The organism is Emcibacter nanhaiensis (assembly GCF_006385175.1).
In the GTDB taxonomy this organism is placed as follows: domain Bacteria; phylum Pseudomonadota; class Alphaproteobacteria; order Sphingomonadales; family Emcibacteraceae; genus Emcibacter; species Emcibacter nanhaiensis.
In genome coordinates this window covers 188434-214684 of sequence record NZ_VFIY01000018.1, presented here as the reverse complement: position 1 = coordinate 214684, position 26251 = coordinate 188434, and the positions used below count along the sequence as shown (strand labels likewise).

Annotated in this window: 25 protein-coding genes and 1 tRNA gene; 13 read left to right on the top strand and 13 right to left on the bottom strand. The window is 56.7% G+C overall.

Translation table 11 applies throughout. From position 1 onward, the window contains the following. Positions 1 to 116: 116 nt before the first annotated feature. Positions 117 to 743 carry a GntR family transcriptional regulator gene (locus FIV46_RS15100; RefSeq protein WP_181163260.1) on the bottom strand — a complete coding sequence of 209 codons (627 nt, stop codon included), beginning with the start codon at positions 741 to 743 and terminating at the stop codon, positions 117 to 119. Positions 744 to 1029: 286 nt separating this feature from the next. On the opposite strand from FIV46_RS15100, the gene FIV46_RS15095 reads away from it, so the two are divergent. After that, a complete protein-coding gene (locus FIV46_RS15095; protein WP_139941760.1) occupies positions 1030 to 2859 on the top strand; it encodes an aminodeoxychorismate synthase component I in 1830 nt (609 codons plus the stop codon). Here the strand turns inward: FIV46_RS15095 and FIV46_RS15090 are convergent. Further along, positions 2850 to 3890 (bottom strand): SPOR domain-containing protein, encoded by a 1041-nt coding sequence (locus FIV46_RS15090; protein WP_139941759.1) that lies wholly within the window; start codon positions 3888 to 3890, stop codon positions 2850 to 2852. The genes FIV46_RS15095 and FIV46_RS15090 overlap by 10 nt on opposite strands. Before the next feature lie 228 nt (positions 3891 to 4118). Here FIV46_RS15090 and FIV46_RS15085 point away from each other — a divergent pair, with 228 nt between their 5' ends. The 3 genes from FIV46_RS15085 to FIV46_RS15075 are packed head-to-tail and all read left to right on the top strand — an operon-like array spanning position 4119 to position 7019. Next, positions 4119 to 4832: an AAA family ATPase gene (locus tag FIV46_RS15085; RefSeq protein WP_139941758.1), complete on the top strand. Its 714-nt coding sequence runs from the start codon at positions 4119 to 4121 to the stop codon at positions 4830 to 4832. Positions 4833 to 4853: 21 nt separating this feature from the next. Continuing rightward, positions 4854 to 5351, top strand: coding sequence for a hypothetical protein (locus FIV46_RS15080; protein WP_139941757.1), 498 nt, complete (start codon positions 4854 to 4856; stop codon positions 5349 to 5351). Between the two features lie 60 nt (positions 5352 to 5411). After that, positions 5412 to 7019, top strand: a complete 1608-nt coding sequence (locus tag FIV46_RS15075; RefSeq protein WP_139941756.1) for an SPOR domain-containing protein — start codon at positions 5412 to 5414, stop codon at positions 7017 to 7019. Between the two features lie 78 nt (positions 7020 to 7097). Here FIV46_RS15075 and ptsN read toward each other — a convergent pair whose 3' ends face one another. The 7 genes from ptsN to FIV46_RS15040 all read right to left on the bottom strand — a co-directional run bounded on the left by ptsN (position 7098) and on the right by FIV46_RS15040 (position 12900). Further along, positions 7098 to 7565: a PTS IIA-like nitrogen regulatory protein PtsN gene (gene ptsN, locus FIV46_RS15070; protein ID WP_139941755.1), complete on the bottom strand. Its 468-nt coding sequence runs from the start codon at positions 7563 to 7565 to the stop codon at positions 7098 to 7100. An 18-nt stretch (positions 7566 to 7583) separates the two neighbouring features. Further along, positions 7584 to 8153, bottom strand: coding sequence for a ribosome hibernation-promoting factor, HPF/YfiA family (gene hpf / locus FIV46_RS15065; RefSeq protein ID WP_139941754.1), 570 nt, complete (start codon positions 8151 to 8153; stop codon positions 7584 to 7586). 211 nt (positions 8154 to 8364) lie between these two features. Continuing rightward, positions 8365 to 9903 (bottom strand): RNA polymerase factor sigma-54, encoded by a 1539-nt coding sequence (rpoN, locus tag FIV46_RS15060; protein ID WP_139941753.1) that lies wholly within the window; start codon positions 9901 to 9903, stop codon positions 8365 to 8367. Positions 9904 to 9920: 17 nt separating this feature from the next. Beyond that, positions 9921 to 10703 carry an LPS export ABC transporter ATP-binding protein gene (gene lptB, locus FIV46_RS15055; protein ID WP_139942266.1) on the bottom strand — a complete coding sequence of 261 codons (783 nt, stop codon included), beginning with the start codon at positions 10701 to 10703 and terminating at the stop codon, positions 9921 to 9923. 132 nt (positions 10704 to 10835) lie between these two features. Next, on the bottom strand, positions 10836 to 11393 hold the full coding sequence (locus tag FIV46_RS15050) for an LptA/OstA family protein (RefSeq protein ID WP_181163259.1): 558 nt from the start codon (positions 11391 to 11393) through the stop codon (positions 10836 to 10838). 21 nt (positions 11394 to 11414) lie between these two features. Continuing rightward, positions 11415 to 12143, bottom strand: coding sequence for an LPS export ABC transporter periplasmic protein LptC (gene lptC / locus FIV46_RS15045; protein ID WP_139941751.1), 729 nt, complete (start codon positions 12141 to 12143; stop codon positions 11415 to 11417). A gap of 142 nt (positions 12144 to 12285) precedes the next feature. After that, complete coding sequence (locus tag FIV46_RS15040; protein WP_139941750.1) at positions 12286 to 12900, bottom strand: ribonuclease D; 615 nt, start codon at positions 12898 to 12900, stop codon at positions 12286 to 12288. A 98-nt stretch (positions 12901 to 12998) separates the two neighbouring features. Between FIV46_RS15040 and def the strand changes: the two genes are divergently transcribed. Next, positions 12999 to 13526: a peptide deformylase gene (gene def, locus FIV46_RS15035; protein WP_139941749.1), complete on the top strand. Its 528-nt coding sequence runs from the start codon at positions 12999 to 13001 to the stop codon at positions 13524 to 13526. A 2-nt stretch (positions 13527 to 13528) separates the two neighbouring features. Here def and FIV46_RS15030 read toward each other — a convergent pair whose 3' ends face one another. Beyond that, complete coding sequence (locus FIV46_RS15030) at positions 13529 to 14908, bottom strand: dicarboxylate/amino acid:cation symporter (protein WP_139941748.1); 1380 nt, start codon at positions 14906 to 14908, stop codon at positions 13529 to 13531. Positions 14909 to 14941: 33 nt separating this feature from the next. Continuing rightward, complete coding sequence (locus FIV46_RS15025) at positions 14942 to 15511, bottom strand: hypothetical protein (protein WP_139941747.1); 570 nt, start codon at positions 15509 to 15511, stop codon at positions 14942 to 14944. 149 nt (positions 15512 to 15660) lie between these two features. Here FIV46_RS15025 and tmpT point away from each other — a divergent pair, with 149 nt between their 5' ends. Then, on the top strand, positions 15661 to 16293 hold the full coding sequence (tmpT, locus tag FIV46_RS15020; RefSeq protein WP_139941746.1) for a thiopurine S-methyltransferase: 633 nt from the start codon (positions 15661 to 15663) through the stop codon (positions 16291 to 16293). A gap of 43 nt (positions 16294 to 16336) precedes the next feature. Here tmpT and FIV46_RS15015 read toward each other — a convergent pair. Further along, positions 16337 to 16423 (bottom strand) — tRNA-Leu (locus tag FIV46_RS15015). Between the two features lie 181 nt (positions 16424 to 16604). Here FIV46_RS15015 and FIV46_RS15010 point away from each other — a divergent pair. Together FIV46_RS15010 and FIV46_RS15005 are read left to right on the top strand one after the other, a co-directional pair. Continuing rightward, positions 16605 to 17552 carry a complex I NDUFA9 subunit family protein gene (locus FIV46_RS15010; RefSeq protein ID WP_219846149.1) on the top strand — a complete coding sequence of 316 codons (948 nt, stop codon included), beginning with the start codon at positions 16605 to 16607 and terminating at the stop codon, positions 17550 to 17552. 229 nt (positions 17553 to 17781) lie between these two features. Beyond that, positions 17782 to 18354: a PEP-CTERM sorting domain-containing protein gene (locus FIV46_RS15005; RefSeq protein WP_139941745.1), complete on the top strand. Its 573-nt coding sequence runs from the start codon at positions 17782 to 17784 to the stop codon at positions 18352 to 18354. A gap of 63 nt (positions 18355 to 18417) precedes the next feature. Here the strand turns inward: FIV46_RS15005 and galE are convergent, their stop codons facing one another. After that, positions 18418 to 19434 carry a UDP-glucose 4-epimerase GalE gene (gene galE / locus FIV46_RS15000; RefSeq protein WP_139941744.1) on the bottom strand — a complete coding sequence of 339 codons (1017 nt, stop codon included), beginning with the start codon at positions 19432 to 19434 and terminating at the stop codon, positions 18418 to 18420. Positions 19435 to 19552: 118 nt separating this feature from the next. Between galE and FIV46_RS14995 the strand changes: the two genes are divergently transcribed. From FIV46_RS14995 to FIV46_RS14975, 5 genes are all read left to right on the top strand, one after another. Beyond that, positions 19553 to 21016 (top strand): capsule assembly Wzi family protein, encoded by a 1464-nt coding sequence (locus FIV46_RS14995; protein WP_139941743.1) that lies wholly within the window; start codon positions 19553 to 19555, stop codon positions 21014 to 21016. A gap of 146 nt (positions 21017 to 21162) precedes the next feature. Continuing rightward, positions 21163 to 22455: a glucose-6-phosphate isomerase gene (locus FIV46_RS14990; protein WP_139941742.1), complete on the top strand. Its 1293-nt coding sequence runs from the start codon at positions 21163 to 21165 to the stop codon at positions 22453 to 22455. 35 nt (positions 22456 to 22490) lie between these two features. Continuing rightward, a complete protein-coding gene (gene galU, locus FIV46_RS14985; protein ID WP_139941741.1) occupies positions 22491 to 23363 on the top strand; it encodes a UTP--glucose-1-phosphate uridylyltransferase GalU in 873 nt (290 codons plus the stop codon). 15 nt (positions 23364 to 23378) lie between these two features. After that, a complete protein-coding gene (locus FIV46_RS14980) occupies positions 23379 to 24698 on the top strand; it encodes a UDP-glucose dehydrogenase family protein (RefSeq protein ID WP_139941740.1) in 1320 nt (439 codons plus the stop codon). 168 nt (positions 24699 to 24866) lie between these two features. Continuing rightward, the gene (locus tag FIV46_RS14975) at positions 24867 to 26243 is read left to right on the top strand and encodes a capsule assembly Wzi family protein (RefSeq protein ID WP_181163258.1); all 1377 of its coding nucleotides are present in this window, start codon (positions 24867 to 24869) and stop codon (positions 26241 to 26243) included. Positions 26244 to 26251 lie beyond the last annotated feature (8 nt).

The following is a 26251-nucleotide window of genomic DNA, read 5'->3' as shown; positions in this document are numbered from 1 at the left end:
CCGTTTATATTTGTTTGAACAGGGCCTGTTGCCCCGCTTCCGACCGGCTAGACTTTAGGTCGGGAGCCAGTGCCAGGCAACAGGAAAATCACTTATTCGAAGGATGCTTTGACCGCCTAGGCAGCGCAGGTAATCACTTTATTGACCCAGGTTGAATGTTTCTGCAGGGCGTCGTCGTGATTACCCTCCAGAATGGCGTGCGCCGCTGCCCGGAAATCTTCCCAGAATTCGGCAGGGTCTATTTTAAGGACCTGCAGAATATGGCGGGAGAAATGGCAGATGTTCAGGCGCGCCAGCATTTCGGCAAGCGTAGTGTTATCGTTGCTCCTGGCAATCTGACCGTAAAAATTCATGATCGGCTGGAGGACGGCTTCCCCGCTGCCGGCAGTTTCTTCAATAAGGGGTTTAAGCCGGTTTTTCTCCACTGAAGAAGGCACATAGTCGCGCAAGGCAATCGCCCCCATGACGTCCACAAGCTGCAGGCGGTGGAGAATTTCCTCCTTGCTCATTTTACGGATCATGGCGCCCCGGTTCGGGACCAGGTCAACCAGACCGGCTGCGGACAGCAGACGCAGGGCTTCCCTGAGCGGGCCGCGACTGGTATCGAGTTCCGCAGTCAGCACGGCTTCCACCAGCCGCTGGCCAGGAACCAGCCGGCCTTCGTGAATGCCGCGTACGATTTCAAATGCGATTTTTTCTACCCGGGAGGTTTTCCCCGAAGTTTGGAACAGGTTACTTGACACTATACTAAAATCCCTTGGAAACTGGTCTGCTACTAAATTATTTTGTACATAATTTTTGTGTTCGTTCTCATAGCATATGTCCTGTGCATATGCCACTAAATAGTCGTTTTACAGGGTAGTCGTCAACAACTGGTAAATGGCCATTTTGGAGCCAGGAAAATGTTTTTCGCGCCGATAACACGCAATTGGGAGAATTGGGTGTTGTTGTCGGCTGTGAGATAACCTATGACTTGATACCGAACGCTATGATCGGGGTGATAACACAAAATTTCAAGGTTCGGTGAGAATGCCGGAAAAACAGGCCAACAGCAAAAACAAGAAATTTACCGTTTATCTGGACAATAGTCTGGACCGCGACGCCGAAGGAATATCCTATCGATATGAAGCGCCGGAGGATCTGATTGTCGCCCGCCGTCCTGATGACCTGGAAGGCGCATTCGAGCGGATGGAAGAGGCTCTGGACAGCGGCAGGCACCTGGCGGGCTATGTCAGCTATGAGGCGGGCCTTGTTCTGGAGGAGCGCCTGCAGGCGCTGGTACCGCAAAGGCCGGATATCCCTTATGTGTGCATGGGCGTCTATGCAGGCCGTAAAAAGTTATTTTCCGGGGAGATGGAGGAAAACTGGCCGCGGGAAACCGGCGGCCGGGACGGGTATATTTCCGGCCTCCATCTGAATATCAGCCGCGAGGACTATCTGGCGGATATTGCCCGTATTCACGATTATCTTCGCGCCGGCGATGTCTACCAAGTCAATTATACGCTGCAGGCCCTGTTTGAGTATAACGGACCGTCGCGGGCGCTCTATTCCCGGTTGCGCCGGGCTCAGCCCGTGTCTTACGGCGCTTTTATCGAGAGCGATGATTTTGACATCCTGTCGTTCAGTCCCGAGCTTTTCCTTAAGAAAACGGGAGACCGGGTTGTCACAAAGCCGATGAAAGGCACGATCCGCAGGGGGCGCACCCTGGAGGAAGACGAGGCGCTGGCCGATTTCATCAGGGATGATGAAAAAAGCCGGGCGGAAAACCTGATGATTGTCGACCTGATCCGCAATGACCTGTCCAAACTGGCCCGGCCGGGTTCTGTCAGGGTGGACAGCCTGTTTGATGTGGAAAAATACCGCACCCTGCTGCAGATGACCTCGACGGTTGAGGCGGAACTTGACGAGCAGGTCCGGGTGACAGACCTGCTCAGGGCCATGTTCCCCTGCGGTTCGGTGACCGGCGCTCCGAAAATCAGAGCCATGGAGATCATTCACGAGCTGGAACGGGGCCCGCGCGGGATTTATACCGGCGCCATCGGCTATATTACGCCGGACCGGGACCTGTGCTTTAACGTCCCGATAAGAACCCTCATGATTGACCACCAGGGCAGGGGGTGTCTCGGGATCGGAGGAGGTATCGTGGCAGACTCCGATGCCGGCGCGGAATATGAGGAATGCCTGCTCAAGGCCAGTTTCCTGACCCGGGAGCAGGCGGATTTCGAGATTCTGGAAACCATGCTCTGGACAGAACAGGACGGCATCGGGTTGCTGGGGCGGCATCTTGACCGGCTGGAAAAATCGGCAAGCTATTTTGATTTTCCCTGCGACAGAGAGGCGATCCGGCAGGAACTCGGGGAAGCTGTATCGCATCTGGCCGGTTCAGGTCCGTGGCGGGTCAGGCTTCTACTGTCGCCCAAAGGCAACTGGTCGATCACCTGCGAAAAAACCGAGGACATGGATCCGGGCCGGAAATACGCCATCTGTCTTGCCGAGGAAAAGGCGGACAGTTCAAACAGCCTATTGTATCACAAGACCACGGCTCGCGCGCTGTACAACCGGGAATTGGCTCAGGCCCGGGGCAGGGGCTGTTTCGAGGTCATATTCCAGAATGAAAACGGCGAGTTGACCGAGGGCAGCTTTACCAACCTGTTTGTCGAGCTGGACGGCCGGATCTATACGCCGCCCCTTTCCGCCGGCCTGCTTCCCGGCACGTTGCGGCAGGACCTGCTGGACCAAGGCAAAGTGACGGAAAAATCCCTCCGGCCCGAGGATCTTCAGCGGGCGAGCAGGATATTTGTCGGCAATTCGGTACGCGGTCTTGTTGAAGTGGAACTGGCTCCAGCGGTTCAGGGTTGAGGCGGCGTTTTCATTGTATAACAGTCGATGCCTTTGTCTTTGAGCCGTCCGCAGTAGTCATTGGCCGCGTCTCGCGTCCCGAAGGGGCGAAGCTGCAGGCGGTAAAATACGCCCTTGTCCCTGATGTCAACAATCTGAATGACGGCTTCATGGTCATCGACCAGACTGCCGAGGCGCTGGCTGAGACCGTCCAGGGCACGTTCGGCCTCCTCTGAGGACCTGAAGGAACCGACCTGGACCCGGTAGTTGTCTGACGCTATGACGGCAGGTTGGCTTGCTGCAGAGGCCGGTGCGGGAGCCGGTTTTGCTTGCCCTGTCGCTTCGGCAACCGGTGAAACAGGTGCGGTGTCCTGTTTTGCAGGTCCAGGGACATCAAGGGTGGTGGCCTGTTCGATCTCCTGCTCATTCTGGCCATCCACCATCAGGTCGCGGTTGTCCGCCACCCGGTAGGAGCCGACCAGTCCGGGAGCCCTGGCCAGGGCCGCCTGGATGGTATCGGAGTCCAGATAGGCCTTGAGCTTGTCCTGCGCTTTGATCGCGTCCCTGATCCCCTGTTCGGCGGACAGGTGGATCCAGGCATAGGCGTCCGTTTCATTTTTAGCCACATGCTGGCCGTTGTAATACATGGTGCCGACAATATACTGGGAGCGGGCATCGCCATTGCCGGCGGCCCGGTACAGCCATTTATAGGCCTGTTCCATGTCCACCTTGCCGAGCCGGCCGAAATAATGAAGCGTGCCCAGGTTGCGCTGAGCCCCCACATGGCCTTTTTCGGCCGCCCGCAAATAATATTCTTCAGCCTTTTTGTAGTCCCTCTCCACTCCGCGGCCCATGCGATAGAGCTGACCGAGGTTATAGAGCGCATTCGGATTGCCCAGGGCGGCGTAGGGCAGCCATTCTTCCCGGGCGCGCACGTAGTCTCCGGCTTCATAGGCTGAAACACCGTCCGAGACAGTTGCGGACGCAATGGTAATACCCGGTAGAGTTAATGCGGATAAGAGAAACGGCAAAATAATGACTGGTTTTTTCATAGGCTGTGTACTTGTGTTCAAGTCCCCATCATCGAAGGCGAATATATAAAAAACAATATATTTTCCCTGTGTTTATAAATAGTTAGTAGTTAAAATTTTGCGCTTCACTTTACGATTTATTAATACCTCCCGGGCACAATGGTTAACTGTACGGGTATGTGGAAAATATTTTCCCACACAGATTTGCATTATAGCAGCAATTATAAACATCAAACAAGGTTGGAACATATGCGAGTTTTGGCATTTACATCACAGAAGGGCGGGTCAGGAAAAACCACGTTGAGCGGTCATATTGCTGTCCAGGCCGAGCTAGCTGGTGAAGGGCCTGTGGTTCTGGTAGATACGGACCCGCAGGGCAGCCTCACCGAATGGTGGAACGAACGCGAAGCGCCGACCCCGGCCTTCGCCCAGACCAATGTATCCCGACTGATCACTGACCTTGACGAGTTGCGCAACCAGGGTTTCAAGCTGGCGATTATTGATACACCGCCGGCCATTACCCTGGCGATCCAGAGCGTGATTGCCGTTTCCGACCTGATTGTTATCCCGACACGCCCCAGCCCCCATGACCTGCGGGCCGCCGGCGGTACAGTGGAGCTGGCTGACCGGACCGACAAGCCCTTTATGTTTGTGGTCAACGGCGCCTCTGCCCGGGCGCGGATCACCAGCGATGCCGCTATCGCCCTGTCGCAGCATGGCACTGTTGCGCCGATTACTCTGCATCAGCGGACCGATTATGCTTCCAGCATGATCGACGGCCGAACCGTGATGGAAACCAATCCGGAATCAAAATCTGCACAGGAAATTGCCGATCTGTGGGATTACATCAGCGACCGGCTGGAGAAGAATTTCCGCCGCACGGTCTTCCAGAATAACGCCGCCCAGCGTCGGGCACCGGCCGCCCCCGCTCAGGGGTTCGGTCGCCGGCAGATACAAGCATAAGTAAGGAGTGGGGAAGAGTTGATGAAAAAGGAAGCGAGATTAACCGGTTCACTGCTGGCGCGCAAAGGGAAGGCAATTCCGAGCCCGGCGGCACCTAAATTTTCCATGCCGGCTATTAACAGGTTTGGACACAAAGGCCAGGACGACACCGTTGACGAGAAGCATGTCGCTGCGGAAGCAGAAGACGGCCTGGCAAATACCATTGAAACCGTAAAAAAACTCTCTGAAGTGCAGGGCCGCCGGTCCGGTCCGAGCGACGACAAAACGGAGACAACGGGCGGTAAGATTTTTGGACGTCGCAAGGTGGAAAAAACTGCGCCCAAGGCACCAAAAGCCGCCGGAAAGCGCATTGCCATGACGTTGCGGATGACCGAAGAAGATCATCTGAAGCTACGGCTTTATTCCGCGCATACACGCAAGAGCTGTCAGGAAGTTCTGACAGAGGCGCTGGACATGTATCTGTGCAATGAATCCGAACATGTCTGCGATAACAAAAGATGTTCCTGCCTGGCTGAATAAGTCCGGCAGAATTTGGAAAAACCCAATTAGGAAAATGGAAACAGCCGAAAAGGGACTGGTATGAAAAATCTCAAAATTGCAAAACTTATGGCGACAGCGGCAGTGCCGGTATTTCTGGTTGCCTGTTCAGGTGGAGCACCTTACCAGACGGGTTCAGCTGATGAACCAGCTGCTTCGACGGCTTCAGCGGCGGCAGGGCGTGAAGCTGCCTCCAACAAGGACAACAGCTTCCTGACCCTGGCCAATGAAATGGTTGCTGAAGGCGATCACAATGCGGCGATTACGCTGTTCCGCCGGGCCCACAAATGGCACCCGTTCTCTTCGGAGCCGCTGGTTGGCCTGGGGGATTCCCTGAGCGCCACCGGGCAGTATCAAGAGGCTCTGGAAGCTTACCAGCAGGCCGTTGACATCAACGAAGAGAACCTGACCGCATTAAAAGGTCTTGGCAAAACCTATGTGGCGCTGAATCGTCCGACCATGGCGGTACCGGTACTGAATTCTGCCGTTTCGCTTGCGCCGACCGATGTGGAGGCTATTTCCAATCTGGCCCTGGCCATGGAAATGCAGGGCAACAACAGCGCAGCACTCGAAGTGTACAAGGACGGTCTGGCACAGGATCCGGACAACCTGAAACTTCTGAATAACTATGGCCTTTCCCTGGCGCTTCAGTCACGGCATGATGAGGCAATCCGTATTCTGAAGCAGGCCGCCCAGCATAAGGATGCCGGCGCCAACAGTCGTCAGAACCTTGCTATGGCCTATGCCCTGGCCGGGAACGAGGTTATGGCCTCCCGTCTGCTGTCCATTGACAGCGGCCCGGAACTGACCAACGAGAATATGAACTATTTCCGTGTGCTGGCCAGCATGCCGGAAGACGGCCGGTTCGCCTCCGTGCTGAACCAGTCTGTCGAGCCGAAAACCGACACGACTGCGCCGGCCAATGAAGTCTTTGAAGACGACAGCCTGACCCGCAACGTGACGGTGGCCCGCCTGGTCGAAGAAGTTCCCGAACCGGTGGTTGAAGCTGAACCGGAAGAGGAGGATCCCTCTGTTCCGGCCCTGCTTGGCCCGGAAGGCTGGGCGCTGCAGATCGCGGCCTATCGCAAGAAATCCGAACTGCGCCCGGGCTGGGAAAAGCTGAAGAAAAAATATTTCGACATTATCGGTGATCTTGAACCGCGCCGTTCTGAAGTGGATTTCGGCGATCGCGGCGGCAAGGAACCGAGCGGCTTCTATTATCGCCTGAATGCGGGTCCGCTGACCTCGTTCGAGGAGGCCAACGAAGCCTGCAAGAAAATCAAGGAACGCGGCACCGACTGCTGGGTGCGTCCGCCGCTGACCGCCGAAGGCAAACTTCCGGAAACGGACAAGGAGAAGGCAAAGCCGTTCGAGAAACTTGAAAAGATGATCGAGAACGACGGCACTGCCGAGGCTCCGGCCGAGATGGACAAGGCGCCGGTTGCAGAAGAAAAACCGGCCGAGGTAGAAGCAAAACCGGCGGTCGTGGCTGCAGATGACACGAAAGATGTCGACGTCAAAAAAGATGAAGACAAGAAGAAAGCCGACAAAATCGTCTGGAAACTGGTTCACCAGTCAGAGGCGGAACAGACTGAACTGTCTCAGAATGATGTACCCGAAGAGGGCATCGAGGAAGAAGACGTGGAATAGTCAACGTCAGCAGATCATTGTAAAGCAAAACCCTCCGCAATCTTGCGGAGGGTTTTTTTATTACGGCCGTCGCCTGGGTCAGGCGGCGTTGGAATTCTTGCTGGTCGAGGTCAGGATCGCGTGAATGGCATCGCCGCCCTCGGAGCCCCGCAGCTTCTCACAGGTTGATTTGTCACGCAGCAGGCGGGACACCTTGGCCAGGGCCTTCAGATGGTCTGCACCGGCGGCTTCCGGCGCCAGAAGCATGAAGATCAGGTCAACCGGCTCACCATCCAGGGAATCATAGTCCACCGGCTGGTTCAGGCGGGCAAAAATGCCATACAGCCGGTCCAGTCCGGGAATTTTCCCGTGCGGGATGGCAACGCCATGTCCCACCCCTGTGGTACCAAGCCGTTCACGTTCCACCAGAACGTCAACGATTTCGTGGCTGGGCCTGTCGAGTACCTTTTCTGCCTTGTTCGCGAGTTCCTGCAAAATCTGCTTTTTGCTTGTCGCTTTCATATCCGGAATGATGGTGTCCAGATTTATCAAATCAGCAATATCCATACGGATCACTTCTTGTTGTTAATCTTCTTTCGGGTCAATCCAGCCGATGTTTCCATCGGCCCGGCGATAAACCACATTCATGCGCCCATGCCCGGAATTGCGGAACATAAGCGTTTGAAGATTGCCGAGGTCGAGCCGCATGACCGCTTCGCTGACAGAGACTTCCGGAATATAGGTTTCCGTTTCTGCGACGATGGCGGGCTGGGCATCCTCCAGCTCCTCTTCACCTTCTTCCTCTGCCGCCAATACATTATATTGGGCAGGGATCACTGACTGGCCGTTGACTCGCTGGTTATGGTGATTGCTCAGACGTCTTTTGTATCTGCGCAATCTTTTTTCCATCCGGTCTGCTGCTGAATCAAAAGCCGCATAAATATCTGTTTCTTCGCCATGGGTCTGCAGGTCTACCCCGTGACCCAGATGTACCTGGCAATCTGCCCGGAACAAATGTGCATCCTTGGAAAAGGTTACAGATCCCTCTATGGGGTGATCGAAATATTTGTTCACACTGCCGTCGAGGCTGTTTTCCACATGACTGCGAAGTGAGTCACCAATATCAATCTGTTTGCCGGTAACAACGATTCTCATGCTTTTCTCAGATCCTTCTCAGACAGCTAAATCAACGCAGACTTTTGATTTTACCAGTCAAGGCCGCGGAACTTAGAGTTAACTTACCACTTTGTCAAGTTTTGACCCAAGTTCCTCTGGCTGGACAGGGGAAAGGGATCCGTCTGTCCTGCTGGATACCTCCCCGTGGAAACAAAAAACGCTATCTGTCTAATTTTCTGTTTCGGTGAGCTCACAGGGCGGAATTCTTTATCCGGCGGCGCTGAATAGACGATGGAATATTCAGGGCCTCGCGATATTTTGCTACTGTTCTTCTTGCAATATCAATACCTTCCGCTTTCAGCAACTCCACAAGTTTATCATCTGAAAGGATTTTTTTCGGGTTTTCCTCATCGATCAGGGACTTGATGGAGTGTTTCACCGCTTCTGCGGAATGGACATCACCTTCGGCCATGGACGAGATGGCGGTGGTGAAGAAATACTTCATTTCAAAGATGCCACGGTTCGTGGCGATATATTTATTGGCGGTTACACGACTCACGGTGCTTTCATGCATGTCGATGGCTTCGGCAATGGTCTTCAGGTTCAGCGGACGCAGGAATTTAATGCCCTTTTCAAAGAATTCACTCTGCTGGCGAACCAGTTCACTGGAGACCTTGAGGATGGTGCGGGCACGCTGGTCCAGTGCCTTGACCAGCCAATTGGCTGATGCCATGCATTCGGCCAGATATTCCTTTTCTTCCTTGTTGCGGGCCTGTTCCTTGACCACGGTATGGTACCGGTTGTTGAGCAGGACGCGGGGCAGGGTTTCGCTGTTCAGCTCGACAAACCATTCCCCCTTGGGGGATTTGCGGATAAACACGTCGGGGACCACAGTCTGGACCACTTCGCCGCCGAACAGGGAGCCGGGCCGTGGGTTCAGCGACTGGATCTCCCCGATCATGTCCCTGAGGTCTTCGGTATCCACCCGGCACAGCCGTTTCAGGGCATTGAAATCCCGTTTGGCCAGAAGCTCGAGGTTATCGAGCAGGGCTTCCATGGCCGGGTCAAGCCGGTCCAGTTCGCGCTGCTGAATTTTGAGGCATTCGGACAGGTTGCGCGCGAAGACGCCAATCGGATCAAAAGTCTGGGCAATGGCCAGGACCCGTTCGATTTCATCTGTGCTGCAGCCGAACCGTTCGGCGATCAGGTCAATGTCTTCGGTGAGGTAGCCGGATTCATCCAGCGAGCCGATCAGATATTGCAGGATCAGTTTGTCGTTGGTCGGCAGCACGATCATATTGAGCTGGTCTTCGAGATGATCGCGCAGCGTGGTGCTTTCTCCGACCCGTTGCTCGAGAGAGAAATCCATGTCTTCAAAGCTGCCGCCGGAGGACATGCCGCTGCCGCTGACGCTCAGGCTGTCGCTGTAATTGCTCAGCGGTTCGTCGCTGGCCGTGTCGTTATTGAAAACATTTTCATAATCCGTATCCAGCGGCGTATCGGACTCACTGCCCTGCATGGTATCGGCGCTGAGATATTCATCGGAACTGGTAACGGCTTCGCTCTCCTTGCCGTTTTTCTCACTCTCGTCGCGTTCGCTTTCGCCCGGGGTCTGGGATTGATCGTTGGCTTCCCCCATTTCCAGAAGCGGATTCTTTTCCACTTCATCAATCACGAAGTCGACAAGTTCCATATTGGAATATTGCAGAAGGCGAATAGCCTGCTGCAGCTGGGGGGTCATGACCAGCGACTGCGATTGTTTTAGTTCCAAGCGTGGCGTTAAAGCCATATTCTCTCTATCCCACCTTACAGACTGAACCTGTCACCCAAATATACACGACGGACGTCTTCATTGGCGACAATTTCCTGCGGCGTCCCGGTCATCAGCACGGTGCCGTCATGGATAATGTAGGCCCGGTCAATGATATCAAGTGTCTCCCTGACGTTGTGATCCGTGATCAGCACACCGATGCCCCGGTCTTTCAGATGTGACACCAGGTCACGAATGTCGGCGATGGCGATGGGATCAATGCCGGCAAAGGGTTCATCCAGCAGCATGAAGCTGGGACGGGTGGCCAGGGCCCGGGCGATCTCCGCCCGCCGCCGTTCCCCGCCGGACAGGGCCAGGGCGGGAGACTGGCGGATATGCTGGATGGAAAACTCGCTCAGCAGTTCCTCCAGCATTTCAAGCCGTCTGCCTTCATTGGGTTCGGAAATTTCCAGAACCGACCAGATATTTTCTTCCACCGTCATGCCGCGGAAGATGGAGGCCTCCTGCGGCAGATAGCCGATGCCAAGCCGGGCCCGGCGATACATGGGCATGCGGGTGATATCGTGCCCGTCGAGGACGATCCGGCCCGCATCCGGCTCGATCAGGCCGGTGATGGTATAGAAGCAGGTGGTCTTGCCGGCGCCATTGGGGCCGAGAAGACCTACGACTTCTCCCTTGTGTACCTCCAGGCTGATGCTGCGCAACACCGTTTTCTTGCGGTATTTTTTTTCGATGCAGTCAACGACCAGCCCCTCTTCCAACAGGGTGGCCGGCGCCACCGTGGCGTGCTCGGATATCGGTGTAATATTCTGATCCATACTCATTATGTACCCCATAAGGGATTAACAAAGGGTTTTTCCTGACCTGACCTTACCCTTCAGATATAGGAAATTTACCATAAATTTTAAATACAGGCAGGCAATTTTGTCGACCAGCGCTTTTCCGGCAGGTTAGTCTTGTTTGTCCGGGACGGTAAACTGGCCCTTGACCCGGTCCTTTCCGTCCTGGCCTTCAATGCTGATCACGCCGGTATCCAGGTTGAGGCGCAGCTTTTTGCCATGCAGCTCCCCGTCTTCGGTTTTCAGCACCACCCGGTCGCCCAGGGTAATGATCCCTTCGGACAGGTCATAGACCGCCCAGCTGCTGGAAATTTCCTCGGTTGGGGATTTGACGGTGACGTTGCCGGAGGCGTCGAGCCGGGTGATGGAGGAGGACAGTTCCTTGTCTTCCCCGGCCTCGTAATAGACGTTGATGCGGTCCGAGTTCATGGTCATGTCGCCCTGGACCACCTTCACATTGCCGACAAAAACCGCAATATTTTCCTTCTGGCGGACTTCCAGCTTGTCGGCGCTGATATCCACCGGCTCTTTCACGTCATGGTCCTTGAGGGCGGAAATCTGCGCCCGGGCCAGGCTGCCGCTCAACATCAGTGCCAGGGCGAGGAGGGCCGGCACCACGATTTTGACCAGTAAAAAGCCGTTGCGGGAATTAGGGGTAAAATAAGTCATCATATTACCTGAGTTGCCTGGTTAATTGTTGTCATCGCTGCCCGGTGTGGAAATTTCGGGGGTTTCAATGGGTTTTTCCGGATCGATGTGCATCTTGACGTCGCCTTCCAGAAAGACGGTTTCCTCGTCCACATTGACCTTGAAGGCGCGGGAGCTGAAGGCGCCAAAGGGCGCCGATCCGCTGACGCCGTCATGGCCGCTGGCCAGTTTGTCATTGATCTGGAATTCGGCCTGGCGGGCGGTGAAATTAAAACCGGTGTCCGACTGGATGTGCACTTCATCGTCCAGCTGCATCACCTGGTCCGAAACATCAAACAGGCCGGAGCGGGCCTTCACAAACATGCGGTCGCCTGATTTCAGATACATTTCGGCCAGCAGGTTGCGGAATTTATAGTCCTTGGCCTCGTTGGTTTCGCGATAGGCGCTTTCGGCGGAAATCCGCACCGGATTGTTGTAGCGGTCCTTGCCTTCATAGCGGGGCTTGATCAGCTTGGCGGTTTCATCCCGCTTTTCCAGCCGGTCGATGGCCAGGGTAAAGCTGCCTTCCTTGGTGCTGAAGACCGGCCACAGCACCAGGGCGATCAGGAAAAAGACGGTAATGACCGGCAGGGATTTTTTCAGGACAGAAATCAGCTCCACCTGCTTCTGGCTTTCCTCGAAGCTCTGGCTGCTTTTCGGAATCAGCCTTTCCAGGTGGTCGGCATGGCTTTCGCCTGCGACGCTGCCGTGTATATCCTTATGTTCACTCATATTACGCCCGTAACCCCGGCAACGACTGCCGGAGTGTTTGTCCTGTTTGGCATTCTGCTCTGATTGACATGTTATCTGTCAGGAAGATGGCAGAAAAAGGGTTCCGGGAAAAGAATTTTTAACCGGAATCAGCCGCAAAACGTCAGCTGTGGGCAAAAATATCCTCTTCTTCCCAGCCAGCCAGGTCCAGTTCGGCCCGGGTTGGCAGGAAGTCGAAGCATTTCCGGGCCATTTCCCGCCGGCCGGCCCGCTCCAGCATCACGTCCAGCCGGCTCATCAGGCGATGCAGGTACAAAACGTCCGAGGCGGCATATTCCTGCTGGGCCTGGCTCAGTTCGTCGGCGCCCCAGTTGGAACTCTGCTGCTGCTTGGAAATCTCCACCTGCAGCAGTTCGCGGCACAGGTCCTTGAGGCCGTGCTTGTCGGTATAGGTGCGCACCAGCCGGGAGGCGATCTTGGTGCAATAGATCGGTTTGACGTTGATCTCCAGATAGTGTTTCAGCACGGCCACATCAAAGCGGGCAAAATGAAAAATCTTGACGGAACCGGTATCCTCGAGAACTTTTTTCAGGTTCGGGGCGCTGGTCTGGCCCTGGGCGATCTGCACCAGATAGGCGTTGCCGTCGCCGCCGGACAGCTGCACCAGGCACAACCGGTCGCGATGCGGTTTCAGGCCCAGGGTTTCGGTATCGACCGCTACCGGTCCGGAAAATTTGATATCGTCGGGAAGGTCCCCGTGGAATAATTTTATGGTCATGAATTTCCCAATTTGTCTGCCAAACTTCTACTAAACTTTATACTGGCTTTAAAGTATAAGTGGCAACCTTTTAACAATTAAAGAAAAAGAAGTTCTTAATGACCCCGCTGAAATCGGTAAACCTGAAATTGGTCTATGCCCCCGATCCGGTGTTTCGCCAGACGGCGGAGCCGGTCGGGCAGGTGGATGACGAGATCCGCGCCCTGCTTGACGGCATGTTCGAGGTGCTGTACCGGGAGCGCGGCGTCGGCCTCGGCGCCAATATGGTGGGATTGCTGAAGCGGCTGGTGGTGATCGACCTGCAGGAGGGCGGGGCGGAAAGCCCTATCGCCATGGTCAATCCGGAGATTGTCGACAAGTCCGAAGAAACCCAGACCTTCGAAGAGGGCTCGCTCAGCTATCCCAGCATTTCCGCCGAGGTCACCCGGCCGAAACAGATCACCGTCACCTATCTTGACGCGCAGGGGGCGGAACAGACCCTCCGCGCCGAAGGCTGGCTCGCCACCGTGATCCAGCATGAGGTGGATTACCTCGACGGCGTGATCTATCTCGATTACCTGTCGCCGGTCAAACGCAACATACTGCTGAAAAAGATGAAGAAATTCCGCAAGCAGATGGGGATTTAGTCCTACCCCTGCGGCTCGTCTTTCACCGGCACCGTCGCCTCTTGAAGCACCGTTGCCGGGGCTTCCCCTTCCTCCGGGATCAGCCGGTTGAGGGTAATGCTGGCGGCGATGTCGCCGGTGACATTGACCGAGGTCCGGCACATGTCGAGTATCCGGTCCACGCCCATGATTAATGCGATGCCGGCGGTCGGGATGCCGACGCTTTCCAGAATGGTGGCGAGAATGACGATGCCGACCCCGGGGGTGCCGGGCGAGCCGATCGAGGCGCTGGTCGCCATCACCACCACCAGGATCATGCCGGAAATGCCGATGTCGACCTGGAACACCTGGGCCAGGAACAGGGTCGCCACCCCCTGGTACAGCGCGGTGCCGCCCATGTTAATGGTGGTGCCGAGCGGGATGACAAAGCGGGCGATGCCACTCCGCACGTTAAGCTTTTTCTCGGCGGTGGAGAGGGTCAGCGGCATGACCGCGGCCGAGCTGGAGGTGGAGAGCGCCAGCAGCATCACTTCCCGGGCCTCGCTGAGGAAGGTGAGCGGGCCGATCCGGCCCATGACCATGACAATCAGCACATAGATCAGCAACAGCAGCAACAGCCCGGCCAGCACCGTGGCCACATAGACGGTGGCGGCGAGCAGGGTGCTGACTCCGACCCGGGCGGCGATATTGGCCAGCAGCCCGAACACCGCATAGGGCACGAATTTCAGCACCCAGCCGACAATCACCATGCACACGGTCTGCACCGATTCCAGCAGTTCCAGGATCGGCCGGCGCTGGGTCGGGGCCATGGCCAGCATGGCGACGCCGATGATGATGGCGCTGATCACTGTCTGCAGCATGTTGCCGCTGACAAAGGTAGCGAGCGGGTCCCTGGGGAACAGGCTGGTCAGCAGGTCGGGGATTTCCTTGACCGCGGGCAGGCCGGCGGCGGCCATATTCTCCGTTTCCGCCGGGGCGCTCTCGGGGATGATCGACTGCAGCAGGGCGCTGTCGATATAGGCGCCGGGCTTGATCAGCAGGGCCATGCCGAGGCCGATCACCACGGCGATGATGGTGGTGGCGATGAAAAACAGGATGGTGCTGATGCCGAGGCGGCCGATATTCTCACTTTCCTCGCCGGCGGCGATGCCGCGAATGACCGAGGCGATAATCAGCGGGATGATGATGAACTGGATGCCCAACAGAAAGATCTTGCCGGGCAGGGCGATCCAGCTCGCGATCAGTTCCGACAGGTCCGCGTCCACATAACCGCTCGCCGGGCCGATCAGGATGCCGAAACCGACGCCCAGGATCATGGCCAGGATCACCTGCAGCCACAGTCGGCCGGTGATCAGGCTCCGGAGGTTGTAGCGCAGATTGATGAGGGAGCGTTCAAGTGTCATGTTCTTCCCCGCTGCTGGTCCTATGCGGCCAGCTTACCAGCTTCCGCTATCGAGGCCAAGGGAGGCGATCAGTTCATAATAACTGAACACCACCATGCCGAAAAAGGCGATCAGGATCAGCTCATGCTTGAAGGCGTTGCTGTGGAAAAACGCCCGGTCACGGTGGTGGATCACATCCATCAGCTCGTCGCCGAAACGGATCGACAGGAAGGTGCCGGCGCAGGACAGCAGAATGACGCTCCAGTAGGGCCAGGGATGGGTCAGGATATGATGCAGCAGCCGGGTCAGGATCGTGGTGTCGTAATTCCCGGGCCGGAACAGCAGGCTGTAGGTATTGAGGCTGACGGCGATGGTCCAGACCGTGAGCTCGGAATGGATCATGCGGATGCCGAACAGCAGCCGGAGCGGGAAGTCGAGCAGGAAGCCTGCATCGGCGATCGGGGTGCAGAGCACAAAGAAGCTCCAGGTCAGGATCGCCGCCAGGCCGCCGGTCATCAGGCCGTACTCATAGCTCAGGTAGGCCACATAGACCACCAGGATGACAAGCAGCAGGAGGAACTTGATCAGCGCCTGCTTTTGCGGGGCGACGTTCTTGAACAGCATGAGGGGGAGAGTAGCAGAGCATGGCAAGGGGGAAAAGGTCGGCAACCAAAAAAAAGCGAACTGGAGTCAATTTTCCTTGACCTCGACAGGAAGCGCGCCAGAATCTTGTTCGTATCACCAACAGAAATAACATCTTTCAGGAGCCCTTCATGGACGCAGAATTCTGGCACGACAAATGGGAAAAACTGGAAATCGGCTTTCACCAGGATGCGGCGCATGACATGCTGGCCGCCCATTTCAAGGAGCTCGCTCTGCCGAAGGAAAGCCGGGTGTTTGTCCCCCTGTGCGGCAAGACCCTGGATATCGCCTGGCTGCTGTCCCAGGGCTACCGGGTCGCCGGGGCGGAGCTGAGCGAGATCGCCATCCGGCAACTGTTTGAAGAGCTGGAGGTCACCCCGGCGATTTCCGAGGTCGGCGACCTGGTGCTCTACAGCGCCGACGGCATCGATATCTTTGTCGGCAATATTTTTGACCTCAGCGCCGGGCTGCTGGGGCCGGTGGACGCGATCTACGACCGGGCGGCGCTGGTGGCGCTGCCGCCGGAAATGCGGATCAAATATACCGCCCATCTGCGGGAGATCACCAATACGGCGCCGCAGCTGATGATCAGCTTTGACTATGACCAGTCGGTCCAGCCCGGCCCGCCGTTTTCGGTGCCGGAAGGCGAGATCCGCCGCCATTACAGCGCCGCCTATGATATCAGTCTGGTGGAGAGTACCGATGTGCCCGGCGGCCTCAAAGGGCAGGCGGCGGCGAGCGAAAACTGCTGGCTGCTGCGCTGAGACAGAGCACTTCAACTTTGGCGGAGAAACATGTGGGGGAAAATGGTGCCCAGAAGAGGACTCGAACCTCCACGTCCATACGGACACTAGCACCTGAAGCTAGCGCGTCTACCAATTCCGCCATCTGGGCACGGGTTGGTGAATGCAGGGGATAAGCCCTCTGAAATGGAAAGTCAAGGGCAATATGAAAATTTTAAATTGGACTGGACGCGAGACCCGGTTAAAGTCTAAAAGACTTTCTAGATTTGCGCCGGAAAGCCCGTTTTGGAGGGGTACGGCTGTTGTTTCAAAAGACTATTCCGGAGATGGATATGGCTGATCGTCTTGTAACAATTTTCGGGGGTGGCGGATTCGTAGGCACCACCCTGGTCCAGCATCTGGCGAAAACCGGCGTGCGCGTGCGGGTGGCGGTGCGTCATCCCAACAGCGCCATGCACCTGAAGCCGCTCGGCGATGTGGGCCAGGTGCAGGTGGTGCAGGCCAATATACGCGACGAAAAATCGGTCCGCGCCGCCGTCAAGGGCGCTGATGCGGTGGTTAACCTGGTCGGCATCCTCCACGAATCCGGCAAGCAGAAATTCAACAGCGTCCAGGCTATCGGCGCCGCCATTGTCGCCAGAACCGCCGCCGCCGAAGGGGTGAGCAAGCTGGTGCATATGTCGGCGCTCGGCGCCGACGCCGATTCAAACAGCAAATACGCCAGCAGCAAGGCCAGGGGCGAGGACGCGGTGCGTCACTATTTCCCGTCCGCGACCATCCTGCGGCCGAGCGTCATTTTCGGCCCTGGCGACGATTTCTTCAATCGCTTCGCCGCCCTGGCCAGCCGTTTTCCGGTGATGCCGGTGATCTTCGGCGACAGCAAGTTCCAGCCGGTCTATGTGGGCGATGTGGCCGAGGTGATTGTCCGGGCCGTCAGCGACGCCGCCCTTGCCGGCAAGACCCTGGAGCTGGGCGGACCGAAAGTCTACAGCATGCGGGAAATCCTCGAGCTCGTCTGCAAGGAGAGCCGCAACGATCTCCCGCTCATTGATGTGCCGGCGCCGGCCGCCTGGGTTATGGGCTTTTTCCTCGGCATGCTGCCAAGCCCGATGGTGACCATTGACCAGCTGCGCCTGCTGCAGAAGGACAATGTGGTCAGCGACGGGGCGGAGGGGCTCGCGAGCCTCGGTATTGCCGGCACCCCGGTGGAAGCCATCATTCCGTCCTACATGATGCACTGGCGCCCCAAGGGCCAGTTCGCCGACCAGATCGAGGGCTGAGGCTCCTCAACCCGAAATCCGGCCAAAGCACTGAAACTGTAAAATAACCTGAAAAACTGTCGGGTTTCTTTACAGTTTCCGAGGCATTTTCTACACCAATTTATAAAAAATATCCTAATGTTCTGATATAAAAGGGTAAAATTAATCTGGCACGAAATATGCACCGATTTTTCGGATAAAGTGGAATTTTGTATCCAACAATACCAAGCGAGTGTGGGAGATTGGTGTCATGACTAAGGCAATTGTTAAAATTTTGATGGGTGTTTTTGCTGTCTTTCTGATGGCGGAAACGGCCTCCGCGACCATTTATTCTGTTAACCGGACCATCGGTGCGGGCGGCGTAACCGGTACCATTACCACGGACGGTACTCTCGGGGCCTTGTCCGCGGGCAACGTCACTGACTGGAACCTGCTGCTGGATGACGGCAGTACAACATTCAACCTTCTGGGTAACGGGAGTGTTGGCGATAACTCGGACCTGCTGATTTCCGGTGCCGCCTTCATTGCCACGGCGACCGATCTGTGGTTTGATTTTGCCGCTCAGGGATTTGCCCTGTTCCAGAATCCTACCAATGGCAGCGGTATCAACTGGTGGTGCCTCGAGGGACCGTCATCAGGTTGTACCGGGTTTGGCCAGGGAGAATCTGTCGTGACCACCTCTCCGGCTCTGGGAGAGCATGTCCTCTATACCACACGCCAGATTATCTCCGGTGAAGCGGTTGACGCTGACGAGCCTGCTATGCTTGGCCTGCTGGCCCTCGGCCTCGGCGGCCTGCTGCTGGGACGCCGTCGCAAAGCCTGATAATAAATAGAGTACTGGAAGAGAAAGCGGCCTCAGGGCCGCTTTTTTTATGGGTAGCCGTCTTTATTTATATCCATCCGGGTTTTGTGATTGCCAGGTCCAGGCGTCCCGGACCATGTCGTCCAGGGTTTTTTCTGCCTGCCAGCCCATTTCCTGTTTGGCGAGGGTGGGGTCCGCATAGCATTCGGCGATATCGCCTTCGCGCCGGGCGGTGAATTTATGCGGGATTTTGACCCCGTTGACCCGCTCGAAGGCCTGGACCATGTCGAGCACGCTGTAACCGGTACCGGTGCCGAGGTTATAGGTCACCAGGCCCGGTTTCCGGGCGAGCCGGTCGAGGGCCGCGAGATGGCCCTTTGCCAGGTCCACTACATGAATGAAGTCACGCACCCCGGTGCCGTCTTTGGTCGGATAGTCATTACCGAAAATGCTGAGTTCCCTGAGCTTGCCGACCGCCACCTGGGTGATATAGGGCATCAGGTTGTTGGGAATGTCATTGGGGTCTTCACCGATCCGGCCGCTCTCGTGGGCGCCGACCGGGTTGAAATAGCGCAGCCGGGCGATGTTCCATGCATCATCGGCCCTGTGGAAATCCTCGAGGATCTGCTCGATCATCAGCTTCGAGGTGCCGTAGGGGTTGGTGGTGCCGCCGGTGGGGAAATCCTCGCGGATCGGCACGCTCCTGGGCTCGCCATAAACCGTAGCGGAGGAGCTGAAAACCAGGGTTTTGACCTCGGCCTGCTGCATGGCCTGGCACAGGGTGACGGTGCCGCCCACATTATTTTCGTAATATTCCAGCGGCTTGGCAACGGACTCCCCCACCGCTTTGAGGCCGGCGAAGTGAATGACGGCGTCAAAATCGTGATCGGCGAATAATTTATCGAGCCCGTCCCGGTCGCGGATGTCGAGCTCATGGAAGGTCACGTCATTGCGGCCGGTGATATTCTGGACCCGGCGCAGGGATTCCGGCGACGAATTGCACAGATTGTCGATCACGGTGACCTCGTGACCCGCCAGCAGCAGTTCGAGCACCGTGTGACTGCCGATATATCCGGTTCCGCCGGTGACCAGGATTTTCATGCATTCCTCTTATCTTACAGTCTGTTACAGACAGTGTATCATTCCTGAAACATATAGAGCCTAATGATTACAAAGACATTAATCCAGTGCTATTGCACCATCAGGGACGGGGCGGGACGTGTTCAGATTTATTTTGCTCTTTGTGGTCTTTGTTTTTCCTGCGGCCAGCGCCGGGGCGTCTCCCTTCGCCGAAGCCGGCGACCGGCAGTTGCGCAATGATGTCGAGGTGCTGGCGCGATACGGCCTCATATCCGGGCCGGTCATGACCTGGCCGCTGACCTGGCGGCAGATCACCGCCCGCCTCGATAAAACGGACGGGACGGACAACCTGCCTCCTTATGTGCGCATGGCGCTGGCGCGGGTCAGGGGCAAGATCCCCGGCGAATTCCATGCCAGCCTGACCGTGCGCGGGACCAACACCCCGGCGCTGCTGCGCGGATTTGATTACACGGCCCGCAGTGAGGCTGATGTGACGCTGAGCGCCGAATTGCATGGCGATACCATTTCCGCCAAGGGGGTAATCGGCTATCGCTACAGCGAGGATGACGAGGTCACTGACGAGGTGCCGCTGGACGGCAGCTATTTCGCCAAGGAATGGGGCACCTTCCAGTTTTACGTGGGAACCATTGACCGCTGGTGGAGCACCGGCCGGGAAAGCGCCCTGATGATCAGCAATAATGCGCGGCCGATGCCGTCGATCGGCCTGATGCGCAGCGAGCCCAAGGCTTTTGAAAGCAAGTGGCTGTCCTGGCTCGGCCCCTGGGACCTCCGGGTCTTCCTGGCGCGGATGGAGGAGGATCGCTATTTCGCCCATCCGTTGGTGCTGGGCATCCGGGTCAAGATCTCCCCGGTCGAGAATATGGAAATGGGCGCCATGCGGGCGATTCAGGTCTGCGGTGAGGGGCGGCCCTGTGGGCCCGGCACCTGGACCGACGCCCTGTTCGGCGGCGCGGCCGACAATACCGGAACGCTGGATGAGCCGGGCAACCAGCTTGGCGGCTTTGATTTTTCCTATAGCTTTTTCCTGACCAAGGATGTCCATGTGAACAGCTATTTTGAATTTACCGGAGAAGACGAGGGCCAGTATTTGCCGGTGAAATTCGCCACCCTGTGGGGGATGTCCCTTTACGGTGGCCTCGGCGGGGACGGACTGCAGTGGCGCCTGACCGGCGAATATTCCGATACCAGCGCCAAGTTCAAGATCATTACCGGCAAGCGGGACTATAATGTGTTTTACAATCACAGCATTTATCGTTCGGGTTTCAGGTATGAAGGGCGGGCAATCGGCCACAGCCTGGATAATGACGTGAGACTCTTCTCCCTTCGGGCGAGCCTTTTCGGCGGGGAGAACTGGGAAGGCTCCATTGCCTGGCACAAGGCCCATCTCAACCGGGACGGTGCCGGCTATAACCCGGTCAGCCTCAGCGCCGAAAAGATTGATATTTTTGAGCTTTCCGGCAGCCTGCCGACCCGGATGGGGGCTGTGGCGATGGAAGCGCGTTATATGACTGACCAGCCCGATACACCGGGAGAAAAAGACCGCCGGCTGGACCTGGAACTGAGCTGGCGGGCGGCTTTCTAACCGTTACATCGGGGGCTGTCACAAAAAGTCCACGGGATGATCACCGGCCTGAAATAATTGAGGCTATTTATAAGGAGGTGCAGGGCGTTAGTGCAGTTCATCTGTATTTTGGCCCTGGAGAGTATCAGGTCAGCCGAAAGGTGCAGATGTCATACAGCCAGGAAATAAGAGGCCAAGAAGATCGGGATCTTTCCGCGGTCTTTGCCCGGGCGGCAGAGCCTGTTAACCTGCTGAAAGCCCAGCGACAGGAAAACACGCTCTACGGGTTCCTCCGGCCGCTGGATCATGCGGAGGACCTGCCGGCCATTGAATGCCTGGCCGCGACCATTCGTTACGGCCGCAATGACGTGGTGGTGCTGGGGACCGGCGGTTCCAGCCTTGGCGCTCATGCCCTGGTGGCGCTCAAGAAAAACCGTTTCTCCCACAATAACCAGTATCCCCGCATCCATTTTCCCGACAACCTGGGACCGGACAGCATGGATGCCTTGTTGTCGGAGCTGGATCTGGCGCATACCCATTTCCTGATCATTTCCAAATCCGGGGGCACCGCGGAAACCTTGGCCCAGATGATGGCCTGCCTGGCGGCGGTCAAGGAAATGCTGGAGCGGGTCCAGAACGGCCGTCAGCTATCCGAGTATTTTACGGTGATTGTGGAACCGGGGGACAATATCCTGCGCCGTTTTGCCAACCGCTGGCGCCTGCCGATTTTTGATCATGCCAAAGATATCGGCGGACGCTATTCAGCCCTGTCCGTGGTCGGGCTGCTGCCCTCCGCCATTGCCGGCCTGGATATCCGGGAAACACGCCGCGGCGCGCGGGACGTACTGATGAATTGCCTGGAAACCGAAAATATCGAGGATATTCCGGCGGCCATTGGTGCGGCGACCATATACCATTGCGCGGAAGAGGGAATGAATATCAATGTGCTGATGCCCTATGAATGCCGCCTCGACATGCTGGCCCGCTGGCACCAGCAGTTGTGGTCGGAAAGCGTCGGCAAGGCCGGCAAGGGGACAACGCCGGTGCGGGCCCTGGGACCGGTGGACCAGCACAGCCAGCTGCAGCTCTACCTCGACGGCCCCAATGACAAGTTTTTCACCTTTATCACCACCAACATGAACGGCAAGGGCCCCGTCATTGATGATAAACTCGCCTCTGATCCCGAGCTGGGTTACATGTCCGGCCGTACCATAGGCGATCTGGTGGCGGCCGAAGCCCGCGCCACCATGGAGGCATTAAGCCGGCACAACAAGCCGGTGCGCCAGATCAAGCTGGAAAGACTCAATGAATACAGCATGGGCGCCCTGATCATGCATTTCATGCTGGAAACCATCATCGGCGCCCATTTGTTCGACGTGAACGCCTTTGATCAGCCCGCAGTCGAGGAAGGCAAGGTGCTGACCCGGCAATATATGGAATGGGGCCGCCGGATGCACTGATCCGGAAAAAGAAGTTGAAGAAAGATCTGAACAGAATGACTACACCCGTCAAAAAAGCTGTCTTTCCGGTCGCCGGACTGGGAACCCGCTTTCTGCCTGCCACCAAGGTTATGCCCAAGGAAATGCTGACCGTGGTGGATAAGCCCTTGATCCAGTATGCGGTCGAAGAAGCCCATGCCGCGGGAATTGAAGAGATCATCTTTGTGACCGGACGCGGCAAGGGATTGATCGAGGATCATTTCGATCATTCCTATGAGCTGCAGGATCTGTTACGCCAGCGGGGCAAGGATGGAGCCCTGGACGCCCTGCTCGACGCCCTGCCGCCGGAGGGAAATTACAGTTTTACCCGGCAGATGGCGCCGCTTGGCCTCGGGCATGCGATCTGGTGCGCCCGCAACATTGTCGGCGATCACCCCTTTGCCGTGATCCTGCCGGATGACCTGGTGCAGAGCAAGGTGCCCTGCCTGAAACAGATGGTAGCGGCCTACCAGAAGACCGGCGCCAACATCGTTTCGGTCATGGAGGTGCCGCGGGAGCAGACCTCCCGCTACGGCATCCTGTCGCCGGGCGAGGAGATGGACAATCTGGTGGAGATCCGCGGACTGGTGGAAAAACCCCATCCGGACCAGGCGCCGTCCACCCTGTCGATCATCGGCCGCTATATCCTGATGCCGGAGATTTTTGACTATCTCTCCAGAATGGAGAAGGGCGCCGGCGGGGAAATCCAGGTGACCGACGCCATGGCGAAGATGCTGAGGCCGCAGAATTTCTACGGCCTTCGCTTTGAGGGGCGCCGGTTCGATTGCGGCGACAAGCTTGGTTTCCTGCAGGCCAATATTGCCTTCGGCCTGGAGCGGGAAGGCCTCAGGGACGGCCTGACGGAATTTATCAAGGAAAAGACACTTTAAAGACGGAAGAAAATTATGCGTGTGACAGTTGTGGGAACCGGATATGTGGGCCTTGTTTCAGGGACCTGTTTTTCCGAATTCGGACATGAAATCATCTGTGTCGACAAGGATGCCGACAAGATCGAGCGGCTGAAGGCCGGGGAAATCCCGATTTACGAGCCGGGACTTGACCAGCTGGTGGAAAAAAATGTTCGCGAGGAGCGGCTGCATTTCACCACCGATCTGGCTGAGGCGGTGCCCGGCTCCGATGCGGTTTTTATCGCCGTCGGTACACCGAGCCGTCGCGGCGACGGCCATGCGGACCTGTCCTATGTCTATGCGGCGGCGGAAGAGATCGCCAGCCTGCTGGAGGGCTATACGGTGGTGGTGACAAAATCGACCGTGCCGGTTGGCACTGGCCGCGAAATCGAGAAGTTGATCAGTAACATTCGTCCCGAAGCCGATTTCGATGTGGCCTCCAACCCGGAATTTCTGCGCGAAGGGGCGGCGATCGAGGATTTCATGCGGCCCAACCGGATTGTCATCGGTACCGATAGCGCCCGGGCGCGGGAAATCATGCGGGACCTTTACCGTCCGCTCTATCTCAATGAAACGCCGATCGTCAATACGGCCCGGGAGACCTCGGAACTGATCAAATATGCCTCCAACGCCTTTCTCGCCACCAAGATCAGTTTCATCAATGAAATTGCCGACCTGTGCGAAGTGCTGGGCGCGGATGTGCAGGATGTGGCGCGCGGTATGGGGCTGGACAAAAGGATCGGGCCTAAATTCCTGCATGCGGGCCCGGGATATGGCGGCAGCTGCTTTCCGAAAGACACGCTGGCACTGCTCAGGACCGGTGAACTGAACCAGGTGCCGCTGAAGATTGTCGAGGCCGTGGTGGATGTAAACCGGGAGCGCAAGCTCAAGATGGCGGACCGGATCATCGAGGCCTGCGGCGGCTCGGTGGAGGGTAAGAAAATTGCCGTGCTGGGACTGGCGTTCAAGCCCAATACGGATGATATGCGGGAGAGCCCGGCATTGGACATTATTCCGGTGCTGCAGCAAAACGGCGCGGAAGTCCACGCTTTTGATCCCGCCGCCATGGAGGAAGCTCGCAATTATCTGACGGATATCCGTTACGCCAGCAGCCCCTATGATGCTATGGACGGGGCGGATGCACTGGTCATTGTTACCGAATGGAATGAGTTCCGCGCCCTGGACCTCAAACGGGTCAAGTCGCTGCTGAACAGTCCCCTGCTGGTCGATCTCCGGAATATTTATGCCAAGGCAAATCCTGCAGCGGAAGGGTTTGACTATTATGGCGTCGGAAAGGGGAGGGTAATAGAACGTTAACCATGCTTGTTATACGGTCCGGTCTGGTTTAAAAGACTATTGTCAAAATATAAATAAACTGGGGCCGGATTACATATGCGTTCTATTGCCTTTTTCCTGGGTATTATTCTAAGTGGTTGTTTTATAATTAATTCATCCCAGGCGGCGCCATTCGCCGAGGTTGGCGATATGCAGTTGCGCGATGATGTCGAACTGCTCGCCAGATATGACCTGATTGCCGGTCCGGTGGGCACCTGGCCCATGACCTGGACACAGATCACCCGAAATCTGCACCGGGCTGACGAAATGAACCTGCCGGCCTATGTGCGCACGGCGCTGATGCGGGTGCGGAGCAAGATCCCCGGCGAATGGCAGGTGGGCGCAAAGGTACAGCTTACAACGGAACCTGAAATTGTGCGCGGCTTCGAGACGACCGCCCGCAACGATGTGGATGTCTCCGCGGCCCTGCAATATAACGGGGAGAGCACCACCGTTAAACTGGCCGGTGGCTACCGCCACGGCAACGGCGAGGACTATGGCCATTTCGACGGCAGTTACCTGGCGCAGGAACTGGGCAACTGGCAGCTTTATGTGGGGGCCATTGACCGCTGGTGGGGCCCGGGCCGCGAAGGTACGCTGTTGCTCAGCAACAATGCCCGGCCGATGCCATCCGTCGGTTTCATGCGCTCTGAACCGCAACCGTTCCAGACCAAATGGCTGAGCTGGCTGGGGCCCTGGCAGCTCAGGTTGTTCGTGGCGAAAATGGAAGAAGACCGTCATGTTCCCAATGCCCTGATTGCCGGGATGAGCTTCACCTTCGAACCGATTGAGAATTGGGAAATAGGGCTGCGCCGGACCATGCAGCTTTGTGGCGACGGCCGCCCCTGCGACGGGGAAACCTGGCTGAAGGCGCTGATTGGTGGCGGTGATGTGGAGAACTCCGGAACGTCGGAAGAGCCGGGCAACCAGCTGGCCAGTGTGGACATGGCTTATAGCTTCGGGGTCGGCCAGGACGCTGTACTAAAGTTATATGCGGAAGCCACAGCAGAAGATGAGGCGGGCAAGCTGTTCCTGCCCAAGTTTTTTGCCCGTCTCGCAGGGGTGTCGGTGTATGGTCCTTGGGGGGATAGTGGCGCGCAGTGGCGGGTAACGGCTGAGTATGCCGATACAACAGCGACAGAATATCTGTATTTTGGAGACCGGTTAAAAAATGTGATTTATGATCATTTCATCTATCACAGCGGTTATAGGTACAAGCAGAGAGCGCTTGGTCACAGCTTGGACAATGACAGCAAAATATTTTCCGCGATTTTCGACTATAATGGCAGGTCGGGAGACAAAATTTCTCTGAAGTATGAGAATGTTCTGGTTAATAGCGATGATACGTCTTTTGAAGATCAGGTATTTAACAGGGAAAAGATGCATGTCTTTGAACTGGGTTATGCGAACCAGATAGAGTTTTTCAATTATCAGGTTTCTCTTCGGTACTCCACGGACCAGTTGAATACGCCAGACAGTAAAAATGATAAATTGGATTTTGCATTTAGACTGGTAATTAACTATTAAATCCGAAA

What these genes read in the sequence shown, in the direction of transcription:
- tmpT (WP_139941746.1), top strand. Translation starts at nt 15,661, where the DNA reads ATGGACGCAGAATTCTGGCACGACAAATGGGAAAAACTGGAAATCGGC.
- ptsN (WP_139941755.1), bottom strand. Translation starts at nt 7,565, where the DNA reads ATGGATATTGCTGATTTGATAAATCTGGACACCATCATTCCGGATATG.
- FIV46_RS15010 (WP_219846149.1), top strand. Translation starts at nt 16,605, where the DNA reads ATGGCTGATCGTCTTGTAACAATTTTCGGGGGTGGCGGATTCGTAGGC.
- FIV46_RS15090 (WP_139941759.1), bottom strand. Translation starts at nt 3,890, where the DNA reads ATGAAAAAACCAGTCATTATTTTGCCGTTTCTCTTATCCGCATTAACT.
- hpf (WP_139941754.1), bottom strand. Translation starts at nt 8,153, where the DNA reads ATGAGAATCGTTGTTACCGGCAAACAGATTGATATTGGTGACTCACTT.
- galE (WP_139941744.1), bottom strand. Translation starts at nt 19,434, where the DNA reads ATGAAAATCCTGGTCACCGGCGGAACCGGATATATCGGCAGTCACACG.
- FIV46_RS15030 (WP_139941748.1), bottom strand. Translation starts at nt 14,908, where the DNA reads ATGACACTTGAACGCTCCCTCATCAATCTGCGCTACAACCTCCGGAGC.
- FIV46_RS15080 (WP_139941757.1), top strand. Translation starts at nt 4,854, where the DNA reads ATGAAAAAGGAAGCGAGATTAACCGGTTCACTGCTGGCGCGCAAAGGG.
- FIV46_RS15085 (WP_139941758.1), top strand. Translation starts at nt 4,119, where the DNA reads ATGCGAGTTTTGGCATTTACATCACAGAAGGGCGGGTCAGGAAAAACC.
- FIV46_RS15095 (WP_139941760.1), top strand. Translation starts at nt 1,030, where the DNA reads ATGCCGGAAAAACAGGCCAACAGCAAAAACAAGAAATTTACCGTTTAT.
- FIV46_RS15005 (WP_139941745.1), top strand. Translation starts at nt 17,782, where the DNA reads ATGACTAAGGCAATTGTTAAAATTTTGATGGGTGTTTTTGCTGTCTTT.
- rpoN (WP_139941753.1), bottom strand. Translation starts at nt 9,903, where the DNA reads ATGGCTTTAACGCCACGCTTGGAACTAAAACAATCGCAGTCGCTGGTC.
- FIV46_RS15050 (WP_181163259.1), bottom strand. Translation starts at nt 11,393, where the DNA reads ATGACTTATTTTACCCCTAATTCCCGCAACGGCTTTTTACTGGTCAAA.
- FIV46_RS15025 (WP_139941747.1), bottom strand. Translation starts at nt 15,511, where the DNA reads ATGCTGTTCAAGAACGTCGCCCCGCAAAAGCAGGCGCTGATCAAGTTC.
- def (WP_139941749.1), top strand. Translation starts at nt 12,999, where the DNA reads ATGACCCCGCTGAAATCGGTAAACCTGAAATTGGTCTATGCCCCCGAT.
- FIV46_RS14980 (WP_139941740.1), top strand. Translation starts at nt 23,379, where the DNA reads ATGCGTGTGACAGTTGTGGGAACCGGATATGTGGGCCTTGTTTCAGGG.
- lptB (WP_139942266.1), bottom strand. Translation starts at nt 10,703, where the DNA reads ATGGATCAGAATATTACACCGATATCCGAGCACGCCACGGTGGCGCCG.
- galU (WP_139941741.1), top strand. Translation starts at nt 22,491, where the DNA reads ATGACTACACCCGTCAAAAAAGCTGTCTTTCCGGTCGCCGGACTGGGA.
- FIV46_RS15040 (WP_139941750.1), bottom strand. Translation starts at nt 12,900, where the DNA reads ATGACCATAAAATTATTCCACGGGGACCTTCCCGACGATATCAAATTT.
- FIV46_RS14975 (WP_181163258.1), top strand. Translation starts at nt 24,867, where the DNA reads ATGCAGTTGCGCGATGATGTCGAACTGCTCGCCAGATATGACCTGATT.
- lptC (WP_139941751.1), bottom strand. Translation starts at nt 12,143, where the DNA reads ATGAGTGAACATAAGGATATACACGGCAGCGTCGCAGGCGAAAGCCAT.
- FIV46_RS14990 (WP_139941742.1), top strand. Translation starts at nt 21,163, where the DNA reads ATGTCATACAGCCAGGAAATAAGAGGCCAAGAAGATCGGGATCTTTCC.
- FIV46_RS15075 (WP_139941756.1), top strand. Translation starts at nt 5,412, where the DNA reads ATGAAAAATCTCAAAATTGCAAAACTTATGGCGACAGCGGCAGTGCCG.